General features: G+C 67.5%; 14 protein-coding genes. 11 read left to right on the top strand and 3 right to left on the bottom strand.

The window, feature by feature from the left end:
- Positions 1 to 380 precede the first annotated feature (380 nt).
- The 8 genes from L0U82_RS28440 (at position 381) to L0U82_RS28475 (ending at position 8,144) form a co-directional block, all read left to right on the top strand.
- Positions 381 to 1,406 carry a beta-ribofuranosylaminobenzene 5'-phosphate synthase family protein gene (locus tag L0U82_RS28440; protein WP_233836326.1) on the top strand — a complete coding sequence of 342 codons (1,026 nt, stop codon included), beginning with the start codon at positions 381 to 383 and terminating at the stop codon, positions 1,404 to 1,406.
- Positions 1,407 to 1,642: 236 nt separating this feature from the next.
- Complete coding sequence (locus tag L0U82_RS28445; RefSeq protein WP_233836328.1) at positions 1,643 to 2,569, top strand: NAD(P)-dependent methylenetetrahydromethanopterin dehydrogenase; 927 nt, start codon at positions 1,643 to 1,645, stop codon at positions 2,567 to 2,569.
- A gap of 94 nt (positions 2,570 to 2,663) precedes the next feature.
- The gene (locus tag L0U82_RS28450; RefSeq protein ID WP_233837536.1) at positions 2,664 to 3,839 is read left to right on the top strand and encodes an ATP-grasp domain-containing protein; all 1,176 of its coding nucleotides are present in this window, start codon (positions 2,664 to 2,666) and stop codon (positions 3,837 to 3,839) included.
- Positions 3,814 to 4,845, top strand: coding sequence for a methenyltetrahydromethanopterin cyclohydrolase (gene mch, locus L0U82_RS28455; protein WP_233836330.1), 1,032 nt, complete (start codon positions 3,814 to 3,816; stop codon positions 4,843 to 4,845). The genes L0U82_RS28450 and mch overlap by 26 nt, the downstream gene beginning before the upstream one ends.
- Positions 4,842 to 5,864 carry an ATP-grasp domain-containing protein gene (locus L0U82_RS28460; RefSeq protein WP_233836332.1) on the top strand — a complete coding sequence of 341 codons (1,023 nt, stop codon included), beginning with the start codon at positions 4,842 to 4,844 and terminating at the stop codon, positions 5,862 to 5,864. Before mch ends, L0U82_RS28460 begins: the two co-directional genes overlap by 4 nt.
- A 22-nt stretch (positions 5,865 to 5,886) precedes the next feature.
- On the top strand, positions 5,887 to 6,870 hold the full coding sequence (locus tag L0U82_RS28465) for a triphosphoribosyl-dephospho-CoA synthase (RefSeq protein WP_233836334.1): 984 nt from the start codon (positions 5,887 to 5,889) through the stop codon (positions 6,868 to 6,870).
- A gap of 178 nt (positions 6,871 to 7,048) precedes the next feature.
- Positions 7,049 to 7,558, top strand: a complete 510-nt coding sequence (gene fae / locus L0U82_RS28470) for a formaldehyde-activating enzyme (RefSeq protein WP_233836336.1) — start codon at positions 7,049 to 7,051, stop codon at positions 7,556 to 7,558.
- Positions 7,559 to 7,712: 154 nt separating this feature from the next.
- Entirely contained in the window at positions 7,713 to 8,144 is a 432-nt protein-coding gene (locus tag L0U82_RS28475; protein WP_233836338.1) for a hypothetical protein, read from the top strand.
- Positions 8,145 to 8,151: 7 nt separating this feature from the next.
- Here the strand turns inward: L0U82_RS28475 and L0U82_RS28480 are convergent, their stop codons facing one another.
- The gene (locus L0U82_RS28480) at positions 8,152 to 8,670 is read right to left on the bottom strand and encodes a dihydroneopterin aldolase (protein WP_233836340.1); all 519 of its coding nucleotides are present in this window, start codon (positions 8,668 to 8,670) and stop codon (positions 8,152 to 8,154) included.
- A gap of 368 nt (positions 8,671 to 9,038) precedes the next feature.
- On the opposite strand from L0U82_RS28480, the gene L0U82_RS28485 reads away from it, so the two are divergent.
- From L0U82_RS28485 to L0U82_RS28495, 3 genes are read left to right on the top strand one after another with little or no spacing between them, the layout of a single operon-like run.
- Positions 9,039 to 11,135, top strand: a complete 2,097-nt coding sequence (locus tag L0U82_RS28485; protein ID WP_233836342.1) for a sigma-54-dependent Fis family transcriptional regulator — start codon at positions 9,039 to 9,041, stop codon at positions 11,133 to 11,135.
- Positions 11,132 to 11,776, top strand: coding sequence for a flavoprotein (locus L0U82_RS28490; protein ID WP_233836344.1), 645 nt, complete (start codon positions 11,132 to 11,134; stop codon positions 11,774 to 11,776). Before L0U82_RS28485 ends, L0U82_RS28490 begins: the two co-directional genes overlap by 4 nt.
- Positions 11,755 to 13,137, top strand: a complete 1,383-nt coding sequence (locus L0U82_RS28495) for a DUF6513 domain-containing protein (protein ID WP_233836346.1) — start codon at positions 11,755 to 11,757, stop codon at positions 13,135 to 13,137. Before L0U82_RS28490 ends, L0U82_RS28495 begins: the two co-directional genes overlap by 22 nt.
- Positions 13,138 to 13,165: 28 nt before the next feature.
- Here L0U82_RS28495 and rpe read toward each other — a convergent pair whose 3' ends face one another.
- Both rpe and fba read right to left on the bottom strand, forming a co-directional pair.
- Positions 13,166 to 13,873, bottom strand: a complete 708-nt coding sequence (gene rpe / locus L0U82_RS28500) for a ribulose-phosphate 3-epimerase (RefSeq protein WP_233836348.1) — start codon at positions 13,871 to 13,873, stop codon at positions 13,166 to 13,168.
- Between the two features lie 98 nt (positions 13,874 to 13,971).
- A complete protein-coding gene (gene fba, locus L0U82_RS28505; protein WP_233836350.1) occupies positions 13,972 to 15,009 on the bottom strand; it encodes a class II fructose-bisphosphate aldolase in 1,038 nt (345 codons plus the stop codon).
- Positions 15,010 to 15,014 lie beyond the last annotated feature (5 nt).

The raw sequence follows: 15,014 nt of genomic DNA on the forward strand, positions 1-15,014 counted from the left end.
CCTACGCGCATGCGCGCCGAATCGCTCGACGCGCAATCGATGCGTCGCCATCCGTGATACACCGTGCGCCGGTGCCGCGATGAAACAGCGCGTGACACAGTGCACCTCCGGCGTCACATAGCGTCCATTCGCGCCCGCAACAGCGAAGCACGCCGCCCGGCATGCAACGCGTGCCGCGCCAGGCGCCAGCGGCCCGATCCCCTCGCCAGCCCCCGCGCCACGCGGTTGGTACGGCTTCTGCTTGAACACCCCCGAGCGTACTGCCGCGTTGGCCCGCGCCGCATTCCCGGACGCCCGGCGTCCTGAGCATTGCGGCGCGCATCGAGCCACACGCAGCGACTCCGACGGACCCGCAAGGACGACACTTAAGGACACGTGAGATGCCGCTTCAGCTCCGCCGCCTCCCGCCGCGCACCGCCGTCACGATCGACGCACCCGCGCGCCTGCATCTGGGTTTTCTCGATCCGAACGCATCGCTGGGCCGCGCGTTCGGCAGCCTCGGACTGGTGATCGACGCACACAGCACACGGATCGAAGCACGCATCGCCGAGCGCGAGCAAATCAACGGCGCGGCCAACGATGCCGAACGCGAACGCATCGCGCTATGTGTCGCGCGCCTGCAGGCCGCTTACGGACCCACGACGCTCGCCATCGACGTGCTCCATGCGCCGCGCGCTCACACCGGCCTCGGCTCCGGCACGCAACTGGCGCTGGCCATCGGCACCGCGTTCGCGCGCCTCGCCGGCGAGCCGGCCAGCAGCGCCGAAATCGCCAGTCTGCTCGGGCGCGGCGCGCGCTCCGGCATCGGCATTCTCGGTTTCGATCACGGCGGCCTGCTGCTCGACGGCGGGCCAGCCGGCGATCTGCGTCGGAGCATGCCGCCGTTGCTCGCGCGCCAGCCGTTTCCGGAGCCGTGGCGCGTGCTGCTCGTCAGCGACAACAGCCGCGAGGGTTTGCACGGCGGCGAGGAACGCCGCGCACTGGCGTCGCTCGCGCCGTTCCCGCAGCGGCTCGCCGCGCATCTGTGCCATCTGGTGCTGATGCAGATCCTGCCGGGCGCCGCCGAACATAACTTCGTGCCGTTCGCGCACGGCCTCACCGAAATGCAGCAGACCATCGGCGAATACTTCGCGAGCGCGCAAGGCGGCGTGTTCGCGAGCCCCGACGTCGAGCGCGTGCTGCGCGCGGTCGCCGCCGAGCGCACCGCCGGCATCGGCCAGACCTCGTGGGGGCCGACCGGCTTCGCGATCGTCGCGAGCGCGCGCGAGGCCGACAGCGCGCTCGCGACCGCGCGCGCGGCGGCACGCGCGATGCCGCATATCGAATGCAGCATCGTGGCGGGCCGCAATAGCGGCGCGGAGATTCGCGACGCCCACGCGCACGCGCCGCATATCGACGCCGCATGATGCACAGCCTCTGCTCCCGGCCTCCGCCACGCGCCACCGTCCGGTCCCTGCCCGGCCGCAGCCGGCAGCGCGCGCCGCATCCGCATCGTGAACCGTGCCGGCGCGGCGCCGTGATGCGCTGCCTCGCGGCGCGGCGTCCTCCCGCGTGGCCCTGAAGCGCCTGAAGCCCCAGAAGCCTGCTGAACCGACCCGAAGCCTGCTCCCGAAGCCCGAAGCCACCGAAACGAGCCCCCGCCATGTCAGAAACCATTGAAAGGCCCTACATCCTGCACATGTTCACGGCCACGCCGCAGATGAGCCCGTTCGACGTCAACATGGCCGCCGACGCGGGCTACCAGGTCATCGTGCCGTACTGCGGCGTCGACGCCGGCATGGTCGCGAACCTGACGCAGGACGCGATCTTTTCGCGCGGACCCAAGGGCGTGTCGCGCACCGGCATCTTTATCGGCGGACGCGACGTGATGCAGGCCGCCGACATGCTCGACATCGCGCGCCGCGCGATGGTGCCGCCGTTCGAGGTATCGGTGTTCGCCGACCCGAGCGGTTCGTATACGACCGCGGCCGCGCTGGTCGCGCTGGTCGAGCGGCATCTGGGCAAACAGCACGGCGTCGAGCTGGGCGGCAAGCGCGTGCTGATACTCGGCGGCACCGGCGCGGTCGGCCGCATCGCGGCGGCGATCGCCGCGTCGCGCGGCGCCGACGTGACGATCGCGAGCCATAGCAACGGCGCGCGCGCGCTTTCCGTGGCGGCCGAACTGAACCAGCGCTTCGGCATCGTCATCAACGGCATCGGCACCACGAACGCCGACGAATTGCGCGGCGCGCTGGCCGATACCGAGATCGTGCTGGCCACCGCCGTCGCCGGTACGCAGGTGATCGGCCGAGACGATCTCGCGCACGCCAGGCGTCTGCTGGTCGCGGCGGACGTCAACGCGGTGCCGCCCGAAGGCATCGCGGGCGTCAACGTGATGAACGACGGCAAGCCGATCGACGGCGTGCCGAACGCGGGCGCGATCGGCATCGGCGCGCTGGCGATCGGCAATGTCAAGTATCAGGTCGAGCATCGGCTGTTCATGCAGATGCGCACCGGCGGCAAGCCGGTCTACCTCGGCTTCCCGCAGGCGTTCGACGAGGCCCGCGCGGTCGCGGCCGGGCTCGGCTGAGGCGGCCGCCGTGAAGCCGCAGCGGCCGCCTCCGCACGCACACACGCACGCGCAGCATGCGCAGCACACGCATGCTCATGCGCCGTTCGTCGCGGTGGCCGGCGTGTCCGCGCGGCTCGTCGCGCAATCGGCGGTGCGCGCGGGGCTGCGCGTCGCCGCGCTCGATCTCTTCGGCGACCGCGACACGCGCGACGCCGCCGAGCTGTGGTTCGACATCGGCTGCGGCGCGCTGGCGGTCGATCGCGTGCGGCTCGTCGATGCGCTGACGCGGCTTGCGCGCCTGCCGGACCTGCTCGGCTGGATCGGCGGCAGCGGGCTCGAACCGCTAATGGCACGGCTGTGCCGCGAACCCGGTCTGCCGCGCCTGCTCGGCAACGCGGCCGACACGCTCGAAGCGGTCCGCGAGCCGCGGCGCTTCTTCGCGCTGCTCGATGCGTTGGGCATTGCGCATCCCTCCGTGTCGTTCGAACGGCCCACGCCGGCCGACGATTGGCTCTTCAAAGATGCGGACGGTTGCGGCGGCACGCATATCCGGCCCGCGGCACAAGTCGACGCGGCGCCGCTGCCCGCGCGCGGCTATTTCCAGCACATCGGCGGCGGCCAGTCGATGTCGGCGCTCTTTATCGGCGCGCGCGGCCGCGCTTATCTGATCGGCTTCGCCGAGCAGTTGAGCTGCCAGATCGGCACGCTGAACTATGTGCATGCCGGCTCGATCGGCCCGATCGCGATGCCGCCGGCGGTGGTTGTGCGCATTCAGGCCGCGCTCGACGCACTGTGCGAACGCACCGGTCTGGTCGGCATCAATAGCTGCGATTTTCTGTTCGACGGCGCCGAGTTCCAGTGGCTCGAAATCAACGCGCGGCCTTCATCGACGATGGCGCTGTACGAAACCGCGTCGCCCGATGCGTGGCCGCGCGGGCTGCTCGCCTGCCATCTCGATGCGTGCCGTTTCGGCCGCGCGCCGTCGAGCGCGAGTCTCGCGCTCGCGCGTGAGCCGCGCTGGTGCGCGGGCCAGCAGGTGCTGTTCGCGCCGACGCCGTTCACCGTATCGCTGGCATTTTCCGACCTGTGCGCGAACGATCCGCAATGCCGCGACGTGCCGATGCCCGGCACCGCGATCGAAGCCGGGCAACCGGTGTGTACGCTGCTCGTGCGCGCGGCATCGGCGAGCGCGGTGCGGTGCGCGCTCGATGACGCGCACACGCGCGTCGCCCTCCGAATCGAAACCTGCGATGAACCCGACTATGCCTTCATCCAATCCCATTTCTGAACCCGCCGGGCTGCCGGCCGACGCGCCCAGCGTCAATGCGCTGAGCGAGCGGCTGGTCGCCCGCCTCGTCGACAATGCCGCGCGCCTCGGCGTCGCGATCACGCGCACCGACAGCGGCACCGTGATCGCCGATGCCGGCGTCGACGCGCGCGGCGGCATCGAAGCCGGCGTGCTGATCGCGCGGATCTGCATGGGCGGACTCGGGCGCGTCGCGGTACGCGCGAACTTCGACGCCGCGCCGCTGTGGCCAACGATGATCGAAGTCAGCACGTCGTCGCCGGTGCTGGCCTGCCTCGGCAGCCAGTACGCGGGCTGGAGCCTCGCGGCGACCAAGGAGCAGACCGGCGGCAAGAAGTTCTTCTCGCTCGGCTCCGGCCCCGCGCGCGCATTGGCCGTCAAGGAGCCGCTGTTCGCGGAACTCGGCTACCGCGATCGCCACGAGCGCGGCGCGCTGGTGCTCGAAGTGGACCGGCTGCCGCCGCAGGTGATCATCGACAAGGTGCTGCACGATTGCGGCCTCGCGCCCGATCAACTGACGCTGATCGTCACGCCGACACAGTCTGTCGCGGGAACGGTACAGGTGGTCGCGCGCGTCGTCGAAGTTGCATTGCACAAGGTGCATGTGCTCGGCGTGCCGCTCGATGAAGTGGTCGAAGGCGCGGGTTCGGCGCCGTTGCCGCCGCCCGCTCCCGACGGCATTCAGGCGATGGGCCGCACCAACGACGCGATCCTGTACGGCGGCCGCGTGCATCTGACCGTGCGGCACGACGAGGTCGCGCGACGGCTCGCCGACGAGCTGCCCGCCGCGACATCGCGCGATTACGGCCGGCCGTTCGCGGACATTTTCACGTCGTTCAATTTCGACTTCTATCAGATCGATGCGGCGCTGTTCGCGCCGGCCGAAGTGTGGGTCAGCAGCCTCGAAAGCGGCGCGACCTATCATGGCGGCCGGCTCGATGGCCGCCTGCTGCAGGACCAGTGGGGCGGCAAGTCCGTAACCGCATGACACTCACGCACAGCAGCCTGCGCGTCGCGATCATGACCGACGAGACCGGCTGGCACACTGGCCGGCTGAAGAAAGCATTGCGCGCGCGCGGCGCCGATGCGCGCTGCGTCGATCTCGCGAACTGCCGCATCGACACCACCTGGCAGCCGCACGGACTCGCGATTCCCGGCTTCGGTCATACGCTGCCGGACGCGGTGTTCGTGCGCGGTATCGCGGGCGGCAGCTTCGAGCAGGTGACGCTGCGGCTCGGCATCCTGCATGCGCTGCGCGAATCGGGCGTGCCGGTCTATAACGATGCGCGCGCGATCGAGCGCAGCGTCGACAAATCGATGACGAGCTTTCTGCTGCATCGCGCGGGCGTGCCGACACCGGCCACGTGGGCCGGCGAATCCGCGGCGTTCGCGCAGCGCGTGCTGATCCGCGAGGCGGCCGCCGGGCGGCAGGTCGTGCTGAAGCCGCTGTTCGGCTCGCAGGGTCAAGGGCTCAGGCGGCTCGGCGCGCGCGGCGGGTCGCTGGCGCCGTTGCCGTCGCTCGCGCGTTATCAGCAGGTCGCTTATTTGCAGCGCTATGTCGCTAGCGGCCGGCCCGGTTTCGACTGGCGCGTGCTGGTGATCGGCGGCCGCGCGGTCGCGGCGATGCGGCGCGTCGGCGGTAAGGGCTGGATTCATAACTTTGCGCAAGGCGCGCGCTGCGAGCCGGCCGAGTTGTCGACGCGGCTTGCGCAGACAGCGGTGCAAGCGGCCGCGGCGCTTGGGCTCGACTATGCGGGTGTGGATCTGATTCCGGATGCCTGCGGCGCTGACGGTGGCGACGCGCTCGATGGCGGCGGCGCCGCGCCGCTGGTGCTCGAAGTGAACGGCGTGGCCGCGTGGCGCGGCTTGCAGTCGGTGACGCCGTTCGACATCGCGACGGTGCTAGTCGACGATCTGCTCGATCGGAAGCTCGCTGTGCATCGGATCGCGAGCGGGCAGGCTGGGGAAGCGGCGGTAGCGGACGGGTTGCCGGAGTTGAGGGCATGAGCGGCGCGCCTGAACACCATCCATGACCGGCCCACCCACCTCCCTCACCCCGTTGCTCGAACGCGCTCGCGCGGCCTTCCTCGAAGCCTGCGCGCTCGATGTCGCGACGCCGAAACCCGGCAACGTCAGCACGCAGAGCCCCGGTCACGGCATGAGCGCCGACCAGTTCGTCGCCAGCGCGCATGCGTCGCTCGACGCGCTGTTCACACCCGGTGCGCGCGTCGGCCAGCGCATTCTCGACGCGGTCACCCGCACGCGCGCGGTAGCCGGCTGCAACACGAATCTCGGCATCGTGCTGCTCGTCGCCCCGCTCGCGGCGGCGCTCGACCAACTCGACGACCGCGGCAACTCCAGCGCCCCGAGCGAAGCCAGCGAAACCAGCGAAAACCACAAGCCCACCCTATCCACTCAAACCTGGCGCGCAGCAGTATCACGCGTGCTGACAAAACTCGATATCGACGACGCCCACCTCGCATACCGCGCGATTGCACTCGCCAACCCGGGCGGACTCGGCGACGCGCCCGAGCAGTCGATCCACGCGCCGCCGACCATCGGCCTGCGCGACGCGATGCGTCTCGCCAGCGAGCGCGACAGCATCGCCCGGCAATACGCAAACGGCTTCGCGGACCTGTTCGACACCGGCCTCGCCGCGTACCGCGAAGCCCCCGCCGAAGCCCCAGCAGATGCCCTCGAAGTCGCAATGCTCAACGTCTTTCTCGCGTTCCTCGGCGGCTGGCCGGACTCTCACATTGTGCGCAAGCACGGCCTTGAGCTGGCGCAGAGTGTCACGCTTGCGGCACGCGAGCAGCAGGCGCGCTGGCGGCAAACAGCAGCCCTGTCGCCGCAATCCCACCGCACCACCGCCGATCCGCAACTCGACGCCTGGGATGCCCAACTGAAAGCGCGCGCGATCAATCCCGGCACCAGCGCGGACCTGGCGGTAGCCACGCTCTTCGTCGCGCGCTGTATCGAAGCTGGCCGCGCGCCTGAGCCCGCCGCGAGCTGAGCACCACGGCATGCACCGCACCCACGCGGCGCGCCCGTATGTATTCCCGATCAAAACTGGCACGGAACCTGTTAGTTAGTACCGCCCGTGCATCCGGCGCCGCGGTGCGACGCAGCATCCGGACGATTACAGGCGGCGTGTCGTCAGCAGGTCCATACCTACTCATTGGAGGAACAGAATGGCCAAGATCAACCGCGTCATGATCGGGGAGTCGCTCGTCGGTGACGGCAACGAGGTCGCGCATATCGACTTGCTGATCGGACCGCGAGGTTCGGCTGCGGAAACCGCGTTCTGCAACGCGCTCACCAACAACAAGGACGGCTTTACTTCGCTACTCGCCGTCGTCGCGCCCAATCTCCTTACCAAGCCGAACACGATCCTGTTCAACAAGGTGACGATCAAGGGTGCGAAGCAGGCAGTGCAGATGTTCGGCCCCGCTCAGCACGCGGTGGCGCTAGCGGTTGCCGACAGCGTCGAGGACGGCACCATCCCGAAAGACGAGGCCGACGATCTGTTCGTGTGCGTCGGTGTCTTCATTCACTGGCAGGCGGACGACGACAAGAAGATCCAGGAGTTCAACTACCAGGCGACGCGCGAGGCGATCAAACGCGCGGTCAACGGCGAGCCGAGCGCCGCCGAAGTGGTATCGAAGAAAGGCAGCGTCGCGCATCCGTTCGCGCCGAACTGAGCGCCCGATGCACACGGGGGAAGAGGAGACGCGGCGCCGTGGCCCGGCCCGGTCTCCTCGCGCTGGATCTCGCGCGATCGCCGCGCGCGGGATGGCGCACCGGTTAGTGAAGCAGGCCCGATGGCCTTGCTCAATGCTCTCCTAGAGGCATGACATGACTCCAACACGGACTCCAGCACGTCGCGCGCTTCTCGCTATTTCGTTCGCTGTTACCGCTGCCGCGCTGGCCGCCCCGCCCGTCTGGGCGGACGGCGATGCGCCCACGTCCGCAGCTCCAGCGGGCGGCTACAACTATCCGACCCAAGGCCGCGTCGAGTACGTGCTCGGTTGCATGGACGACAACGGCCACGATTTCGCCAACGTCTACAAATGCTCGTGCGTGATCGACAAGATGGCCGCGGTATTGCCGTACGACGAATACGTGAACCAGATGACCTTCGCGAAGTACGCGACGCTCGGCGGCGAAGGCGGCGCGGAATTCCGCGTCGATCGCGCGAAGGACCAGACGAAGAAATTCCGCACGCTGCAGACGAACGCGTATCGGGCCTGCGGACTGGGGCCGCAGAACACGACCGCGGCGAAATGAGGCCCGCTCAGTTCGGCACCAGCCCCTCGCCGAGCGACGCGTAGCACGCCACACCCGAAGCAGCACCCGAGGTAACCCCCGCCGCTTGCGCCGGCAGATCACCGCGACGCCGTTCGATCTGCACGCCGACGGCCGCGACGTCATCGAATTTCGCCGGCTTGGCGAGGCAAACGCGTACCCAGTGCGCGCCGAAGTCGTTGATCAACAGGCGCGCGATGGTCTCAGCCAATGCTTCGAGCAGCCGCACGTGATGCGATTCGAATAGCGCGAGCAATGCCTGGCGCACGGCTGCGTAGTTGACCGTATCTTCGATGCGATCCGTCGTGCATGCGCGGATCGCCGGCACGCCGATCGCCAGATCGACGCGCACCGGTTGCGGCACATGCAGCTCGCTGCTGTCGATTCCGATAACCGTCTGACCTATGAAGTTTTCGATGAACACGATATCCATGCGCTCGGGCACCGTGCTGGTCTCGGCGCCGAAGCGGGAAAAAGCGGCAAGGCGAACGGCATCGATACGATCCATGGTGTACTCCGCCGCGGTGCGGCCCAAAGGTTGAACAGCGGTTGAACAGCGTGTCAGCAACGATGCGACGGCGCGCGGCACACTGTGTGCCGAAGCTGCAACAGGCATATAGCGCGCGATATAACGCCGGCGTCGTACAGGCAGAAAAGCAAATTTCGGGCACACTGCAACAACACCGTATGAGTCCCGGTTGTACCAAAGCGGTATCGGGCGTAGAGTTTTAAATCACCACCTGAGAGACGGTTGGTCGCGAGGGCGCAAGCGGACACACGATTCCGCGGCACCAAGGGCATATCGGCTTGATAAAGCGGCATTCGCGGTGCAAATGCGTAGGGCGCGCCCGAAATGACGCAACGGAGACATCCCCCATGTCATTGCTCGCTGACAGCAGCACGCATGTCCGAGAGGTGCTGAACGTGGTCAACCATCAGTTGACCACACGGCCCACCAGCGAATCCGTGGCCCAGTCATGGGCACGCTGCATCAACGAATTCCAGCTAGACCCCGCCCGTTTCGTCCCACCACCTGTTCTTACCGAGTACGAACTCAGCGCGCGCCGTGAAGCGCTCGGCGATCTGATCGCCTGTTCGAAGCTCGAAATGACCACGCTCTACCAGCAACTGGCCGACCCCGAACTGGCGGTCGTGCTGGTCGACTCGGGCGGCGTGATCGTGCATCAGGTGTCGTCGGTGCCATTCGCCGAGGCGGTCGCCGGCGACGGCTTCCGCGTCGGCGCGCTGTGGAGCGAACGCGAAGCCGGCACCAACGGCATGGGCACCTGCCTCGCCGAGCGCGATTGCATCGCGGTGTGCCAGCACGAACATTTCTATCCGCGCTATACGTCGCTCACCTGCTCGGCCGCGCCGATTTTCGACGACAGCGGCGAGATCGCCGGCGTGCTCGACGTGACCAGCCGCTCGAAGCTGCTGCAACAGCACTCGCTGGTACTGGTCGGCATGTCGCGGCAGATGATCGAAAACCGTCTGCTCGACGCGCGCTACCGGCACGCGAACATGATCCACTTCCACAGCCGCCCGGAATTCGTCGGCACGTTGCACGGCGGCAAGCTCGCGGTCGCGGACGACAGCACCGTGCTCGCCGCGAATCGCAGCGCGCTGTTCCAGCTCGGCTTCCGCTCGCTCAGCGAATTGCGCGGACGGCGTATCGAAGAGGCCTTCAACGCGTCGCTCGAAGACATGATCGCGCGCAGTATCCGCGGCTCGTTCCATCCGGTCACCGTCTATAGCGCGAACGCGACGAACCGCTTTTTCCTCGTCGCGCAGACACCGCAGAACAGCGCTGGCCGCGTCGCGCGCGTGCTGGTGCCCGAATACGCGACGCGCAACACCGGCAGCACCAGCGCCGCGAGCAGCAGCGGTAGCAGCAACGGCAGCGCGGCCGACAGGCACACGCACACATCTGCACCGAAACTCGACGAGATCGCTCACCTGGAGTTCGGCGATCCGCGCATGGCCTCGCAGATCCAGCTCGCCGCGCGCGTGATTCAACGCAAGATTCCGATCGTGCTGCGCGGCCAGACCGGCACCGGCAAGGAAGTGTTCGCGCAGGCGCTGCACAGCATCAGCCCGCATGCGGACGGGCCATTCGTGCCGGTCAACTGCGCATCGCTGCCGGAGAATCTGATCGAGAGCGAACTGTTCGGCTATCGCGCCGGCGCATTCACCGGCGCGCAACGCGAAGGCCGGCGCGGCAAGATCGTGCAGGCCAACGGCGGCACGCTGTTTCTCGACGAAATCGGCGACATGCCGCTGGTGTTGCAGGCGCGTCTGCTGCGCGTGATCGAGGAGCACGAGGTCACGCCGCTCGGCGCCGAAACCACGGTCAAGGTCAACTTCCAGTTGATCAGCGCGAGCCACCGCAATCTGCTCGAACTCGTGCAGAGCGGGCAATTCCGCGAGGATCTGTATTACCGCCTCAAAGGTGTCGAGCTGAATCTGCCGGCGCTGCGCGAGCGGGTCGACAAACTGCCGCTGATCCATCATCTGCTCGCCAACGAAACCGATGATCCGCCCGAGCTGACCCGGGAAGCCGAGCACGCGCTGCTGACGTACGCGTGGCCGGGCAATATCCGGCAACTGCGCCATGTGCTGCAGATGGCGATCGCGCTGTCCGACGGTCAACCGATCAGTTGCGAGCACCTGCCGCCCGAGGTCACGCAACGGATGTCGGCGCTCGATATCCCCACCGCGTTGCGGCTCGCCAGCGCCGACATGGACGCGCATCTTGCCGACGACGCCGATATCTCCGCGCTCAACGCGATCCAGTTGAACGAGCGCGAAACCGTGCTGTCGCTGCTCGACGAGCATCGCTGGAACGTCAGCAACGTCGCGAAGGCGCTCGGCATCAGCCGCAACACGCTGTACCGGAAGATGCGCCGGCTGCATATCCGGCTGTCGCACGAGGGCTCGCCGCCCGACGGCATGCCGTTCGATCCCGACGCATGACCTCGACGCCCGCAGACGAGTCCGCCGGCGAGCCCCCACCCGCATCGGCCCCTGTGCCCGCGCGCGATCTCGCCGACTTCAAGGCGGACGCACGCTTCGCGTGGTGCGTGACCGGCTCCGGTCATCTGCTCGAAGAATCGATTGCGCTCGCGCGGCGGCTGCCGCGCGTGGACCTGTTTCTATCGTCCGCGGCCGAGGAAGTACTGCCGCTCTATGGCTGGCCGCTCGATAAACTGCGCGAGCAGTTTCGCGTGCTGCGCGACAACAGCGCGAGCGGCGTGCCGGTCGGCATGCTGTATCACGGCGTCTATCACACGGTCGTCATCGCGCCCGCGACCAGCAACACCGTCGCCAAATGCGCGTATGGCATCTCCGATACGCTGCCGACCAACATGTACGCACAGGCCGGCAAGCAATGCATCCCCGGCATCGTCTTTGCATGCGATACCGAACCGAGCGTCGTCACGCATAGCCCGGACGAATGGGTCGAACTGCGGCCGCGCGCGATCGAACTCGATAACGTCGAGCGCCTCGCGCGCTTCGAATACACGACGCTCGTGCGCTCGCTCGACGAACTGAAGGCAGCGCTCGATCAACGTCTCGCGACTCTCGATCTCGCATGGACCACCTCCTCTTCCTGACCGGCCGGCTCGCCGAGCCGAGCCTGCGGCGCGTGCTCGACGGCATGGCGCCGGCGCCGTTCAGTTGGGAGGTCCGCGAAATCGGCGTACAGGTCGCCGCATTGATGACCGCCGATCTGATTCAACGCCGACTATCCGCGCCGCTCAATGCTCAGCGCGTGATCGTGCCGGGGCGCTGCCGTGGCGATCTGGATGCGTTGAGCGCGCACTATGGCGTGCCGTTCGAGCGCGGTCCCGAAGAAGTGAAGGACTTGCCGCAGTTTTTCGGCCGCAAGGCGAAGCCGTTCGATCTGAGCCGCTACGACACCGAGATTTTCGCGGAGATCGTGGACGCGCCGCGCCACGATCTTGACGGCATCGCCGCGCGAGCACGCGAATACCAGGCGCAAGGCGCGGACGTGATCGACATCGGCTGTCTGCCGGACACGCCGTTTCCGCATCTCGAAGACGCGGTGCGACTGCTGAAAAGCGAAGGCTATCGCGTCAGCGTCGATTCAATGCGTAGCGACGAACTGCTGCGCGGCGGCCGCGCGGGCGCCGACTATCTGATGAGCCTGAACCTCGACACGTTGTGGATCGCCGACGAGGTGCCGTCGACGCCGATCCTCGTCGCGCGCGAACCCGCCGATATGGCGTCGCTCGATGCCGCGATCGATGCGTTGTCCGCACGCGGCCGCGCGTTTCTCGCCGATCCGATTCTCGATCCGATTCCGTTCGGGCTGGCTGCATCGATCGCGCGCTATGTGCGGCTGCGCGAGCGCTATCCGGACATAGCGATCATGATGGGGATCGGCAATGTGACCGAGTTGACCGAGGCCGACACCAGCGGCATCAACGCGGTACTGCTCGGCATGGCGGCCGAGTTGCGCATTGGCGCGGTGCTCACCACGTCGGTGAGTCTGCATGCGCGACGTGCGCTGCGCGAAGCCGACATCGCGCGCCGCGTGATGCATGCGGCGCGCGATGCGCAGGTGCTGCCCAAAGGCATCAGCGGCGACCTCGCGCAGGTCCACGCCAAGCGGCCGTTCCCCTATAGCGCCGACGAAATCGACGAACTCGCGCGTGGCGTGCGCGATCCGAATTTCCGCGTACAGGTCAGCGCCGACGGCATCCATGTGTACAACCGCGACGGCCATCGGCGCGGTGACGATCCATTCGCGCTGTATCCGCAGTTGAATCTGGAAAGCGACTGCGGCCACGCGTTCTATATGGGCGTGCAACTCGCGCGCGCGGAGATCGCATGGCGGCTCGGCAAGCGCTTCGATCAGGACCAGCCGCTCGACTGGGGTTGCGCGGTGGACCGGCCCGAGGAAGATCTGCTCGCGTGGCGCGCGCCGGGTGAGACGATGAAAAAGCGCTGACGTCGGCGCAAAAAGCTTGCGCGCGTGATCACTCCAGCGCCGCGACGCTCGCCTGCTCTTCCACGCCTGCCAGTTCGTCGCGCATCGCGCGAATCGCCTGCGCGCGATCGCTCGCGCCGAACACCGCCGAGCCGGCGACGAACACATCGGCGCCCGCCGCCGCGATGCGCGCGATATTCGACGCCTTCACGCCGCCGTCCACTTCGATCAGCAGCGGCCGCCCGGTGCGCTGCATCGTCGTATCGACCCGTTCACGCAAGAGCCGCAGCTTGTCGAGCGTTTCCGCGATGAACGCCTGGCCGCCAAAGCCCGGATTGACCGACATCACCAGCACGACGTCGAGCATCTCCATCACGTGATCGAGCACCGCGAGCGGCGTCGCCGGATTCAGCGCGAGGCCCGCGCGTGCGCCGTGCGAATGGATCAGTTCGATGGTCCGATGCACATGCAACGATGCCTCCGGATGAAAACTGATCAGGTTCGCGCCCGCGTCGGCAAACATCGCGACGAGCGGATCGACTGGCGTGGTCATCAGATGCACGTCGAACGGTATCGACGCATACGGCCGGATCGCCGAGCACACCAGCGGCCCGACCGTCAGGTTCGGCACATAGTGGTTGTCCATCACGTCGAGATGGAGCCAGTCCGCGCCGGCCGCCGTCACGTCGCGAATCTCGTCGGCGAGGCGGGCAAAGTCCGCCGACAACAGCGACGGAGCAATCAGGAATTCGCGCATCGCGTCCTCCGTGCAGGTGCAAATACGAATGCGGGTGTAGGTGAATAAACTGGTAAATGAGCAGGTGAATGAGCCGCCGAGTGACAGGCGCAAGCGCCTCAGTGATAGCGGCTCGCCATCGTTTCGAGCGGCAGCGGCTTGATGCGGTCCGCCTGGCCCGCGCAACCGAACGCCTCGAAGCGCTCGACACAGATCGCGCTGGCCGCCGCCGTGGCCGCCTTCAACGCGGCGCGCGGATCGAATTCGGCGCGCGCGCTCGCGAGCGACTTGCGCATCGCGCCGCTCATCGCGAGCCGGATGTCGGTGTCGATATTGACCTTGCGCACGCCGTGCGCGATGCCGCGGCGGATCTCTTCGACCGGCACGCCGTAGGTGGCCGGAATCTCGCCGCCGTATTCGCGAATCACCGCGAGCCATTGCTGCGGCACCGACGACGAGCCATGCATCACCAGATGCACGTTCGGAATCCGCGCATGGATATCGGCGATGCGATCGATCGCGAGAATGTCGCCGGTCGGCTCGCGGCTGAACTTGTACGCGCCATGCGAAGTGCCGATTGCAATCGCGAGCGCATCGACGCCGGTCGCGTCGACGAACTGGCGCGCTTCGTCCGGGTCGGTCAGCAAATGCGCGCGCGTCAACGTGCCGGCCGCGCCGACGCCGTCCTCCTCCCCGGCCGTGCCGGTTTCAAGCGAGCCGAGACAACCCAGCTCCCCTTCCACCGACACGCCGACCGCATGCGCGGCGTCAACCACGCGGCGGCTCACGTCGACGTTGTAGTCGTAGTCGGCGGGCGTTTTCTGATCGGGCAGCAGCGAGCCGTCCATCATCACCGACGTGAAGCCGGATCGGATCGCCTGCTGACACACGGCCGGGCTCGCGCCGTGATCCTGATGCAACACTAGCGGAATGTCCGGATGCGCTTCGAGCGCGGCCAGCACCAGATGCCGCAGATACGGCTCGCCCGCGTATTTGCGCGCGCCCGCCGACGCCTGCAGGATCACCGGGCTGCCGGTGATCTCGGCCGCGCGCATGATCGCGTGAATCTGCTCCATGTTGTTGACGTTGAACGCGGGCACGCCATAGTCGTGTTCGGCCGCGTGATCGAGTAGTTGCCGCAGCGTGATGAAGGCCATTTGCT

Origin of the sequence: Paraburkholderia sp. ZP32-5 (assembly GCF_021390495.1) — a bacterium.
Classification (GTDB): domain Bacteria; phylum Pseudomonadota; class Gammaproteobacteria; order Burkholderiales; family Burkholderiaceae; genus Paraburkholderia.

Bases quoted from the DNA above. Each gene is read 5' to 3' on its own strand.
- L0U82_RS28440 (WP_233836326.1), top strand. From the start codon at position 381: ATGCCGCTTCAGCTCCGCCGCCTCCCGCCGCGCACCGCCGTCACGATC.
- L0U82_RS28445 (WP_233836328.1), top strand. From the start codon at position 1,643: ATGTCAGAAACCATTGAAAGGCCCTACATCCTGCACATGTTCACGGCC.
- mch (WP_233836330.1), top strand. From the start codon at position 3,814: ATGCCTTCATCCAATCCCATTTCTGAACCCGCCGGGCTGCCGGCCGAC.
- L0U82_RS28460 (WP_233836332.1), top strand. From the start codon at position 4,842: ATGACACTCACGCACAGCAGCCTGCGCGTCGCGATCATGACCGACGAG.
- L0U82_RS28465 (WP_233836334.1), top strand. From the start codon at position 5,887: ATGACCGGCCCACCCACCTCCCTCACCCCGTTGCTCGAACGCGCTCGC.
- fae (WP_233836336.1), top strand. From the start codon at position 7,049: ATGGCCAAGATCAACCGCGTCATGATCGGGGAGTCGCTCGTCGGTGAC.
- L0U82_RS28475 (WP_233836338.1), top strand. From the start codon at position 7,713: ATGACTCCAACACGGACTCCAGCACGTCGCGCGCTTCTCGCTATTTCG.
- L0U82_RS28480 (WP_233836340.1), bottom strand. From the start codon at position 8,670: ATGGATCGTATCGATGCCGTTCGCCTTGCCGCTTTTTCCCGCTTCGGC.
- L0U82_RS28485 (WP_233836342.1), top strand. From the start codon at position 9,039: ATGTCATTGCTCGCTGACAGCAGCACGCATGTCCGAGAGGTGCTGAAC.
- L0U82_RS28490 (WP_233836344.1), top strand. From the start codon at position 11,132: ATGACCTCGACGCCCGCAGACGAGTCCGCCGGCGAGCCCCCACCCGCA.
- L0U82_RS28495 (WP_233836346.1), top strand. From the start codon at position 11,755: ATGGACCACCTCCTCTTCCTGACCGGCCGGCTCGCCGAGCCGAGCCTG.
- rpe (WP_233836348.1), bottom strand. From the start codon at position 13,873: ATGCGCGAATTCCTGATTGCTCCGTCGCTGTTGTCGGCGGACTTTGCC.
- fba (WP_233836350.1), bottom strand. From the start codon at position 15,009: ATGGCCTTCATCACGCTGCGGCAACTACTCGATCACGCGGCCGAACAC.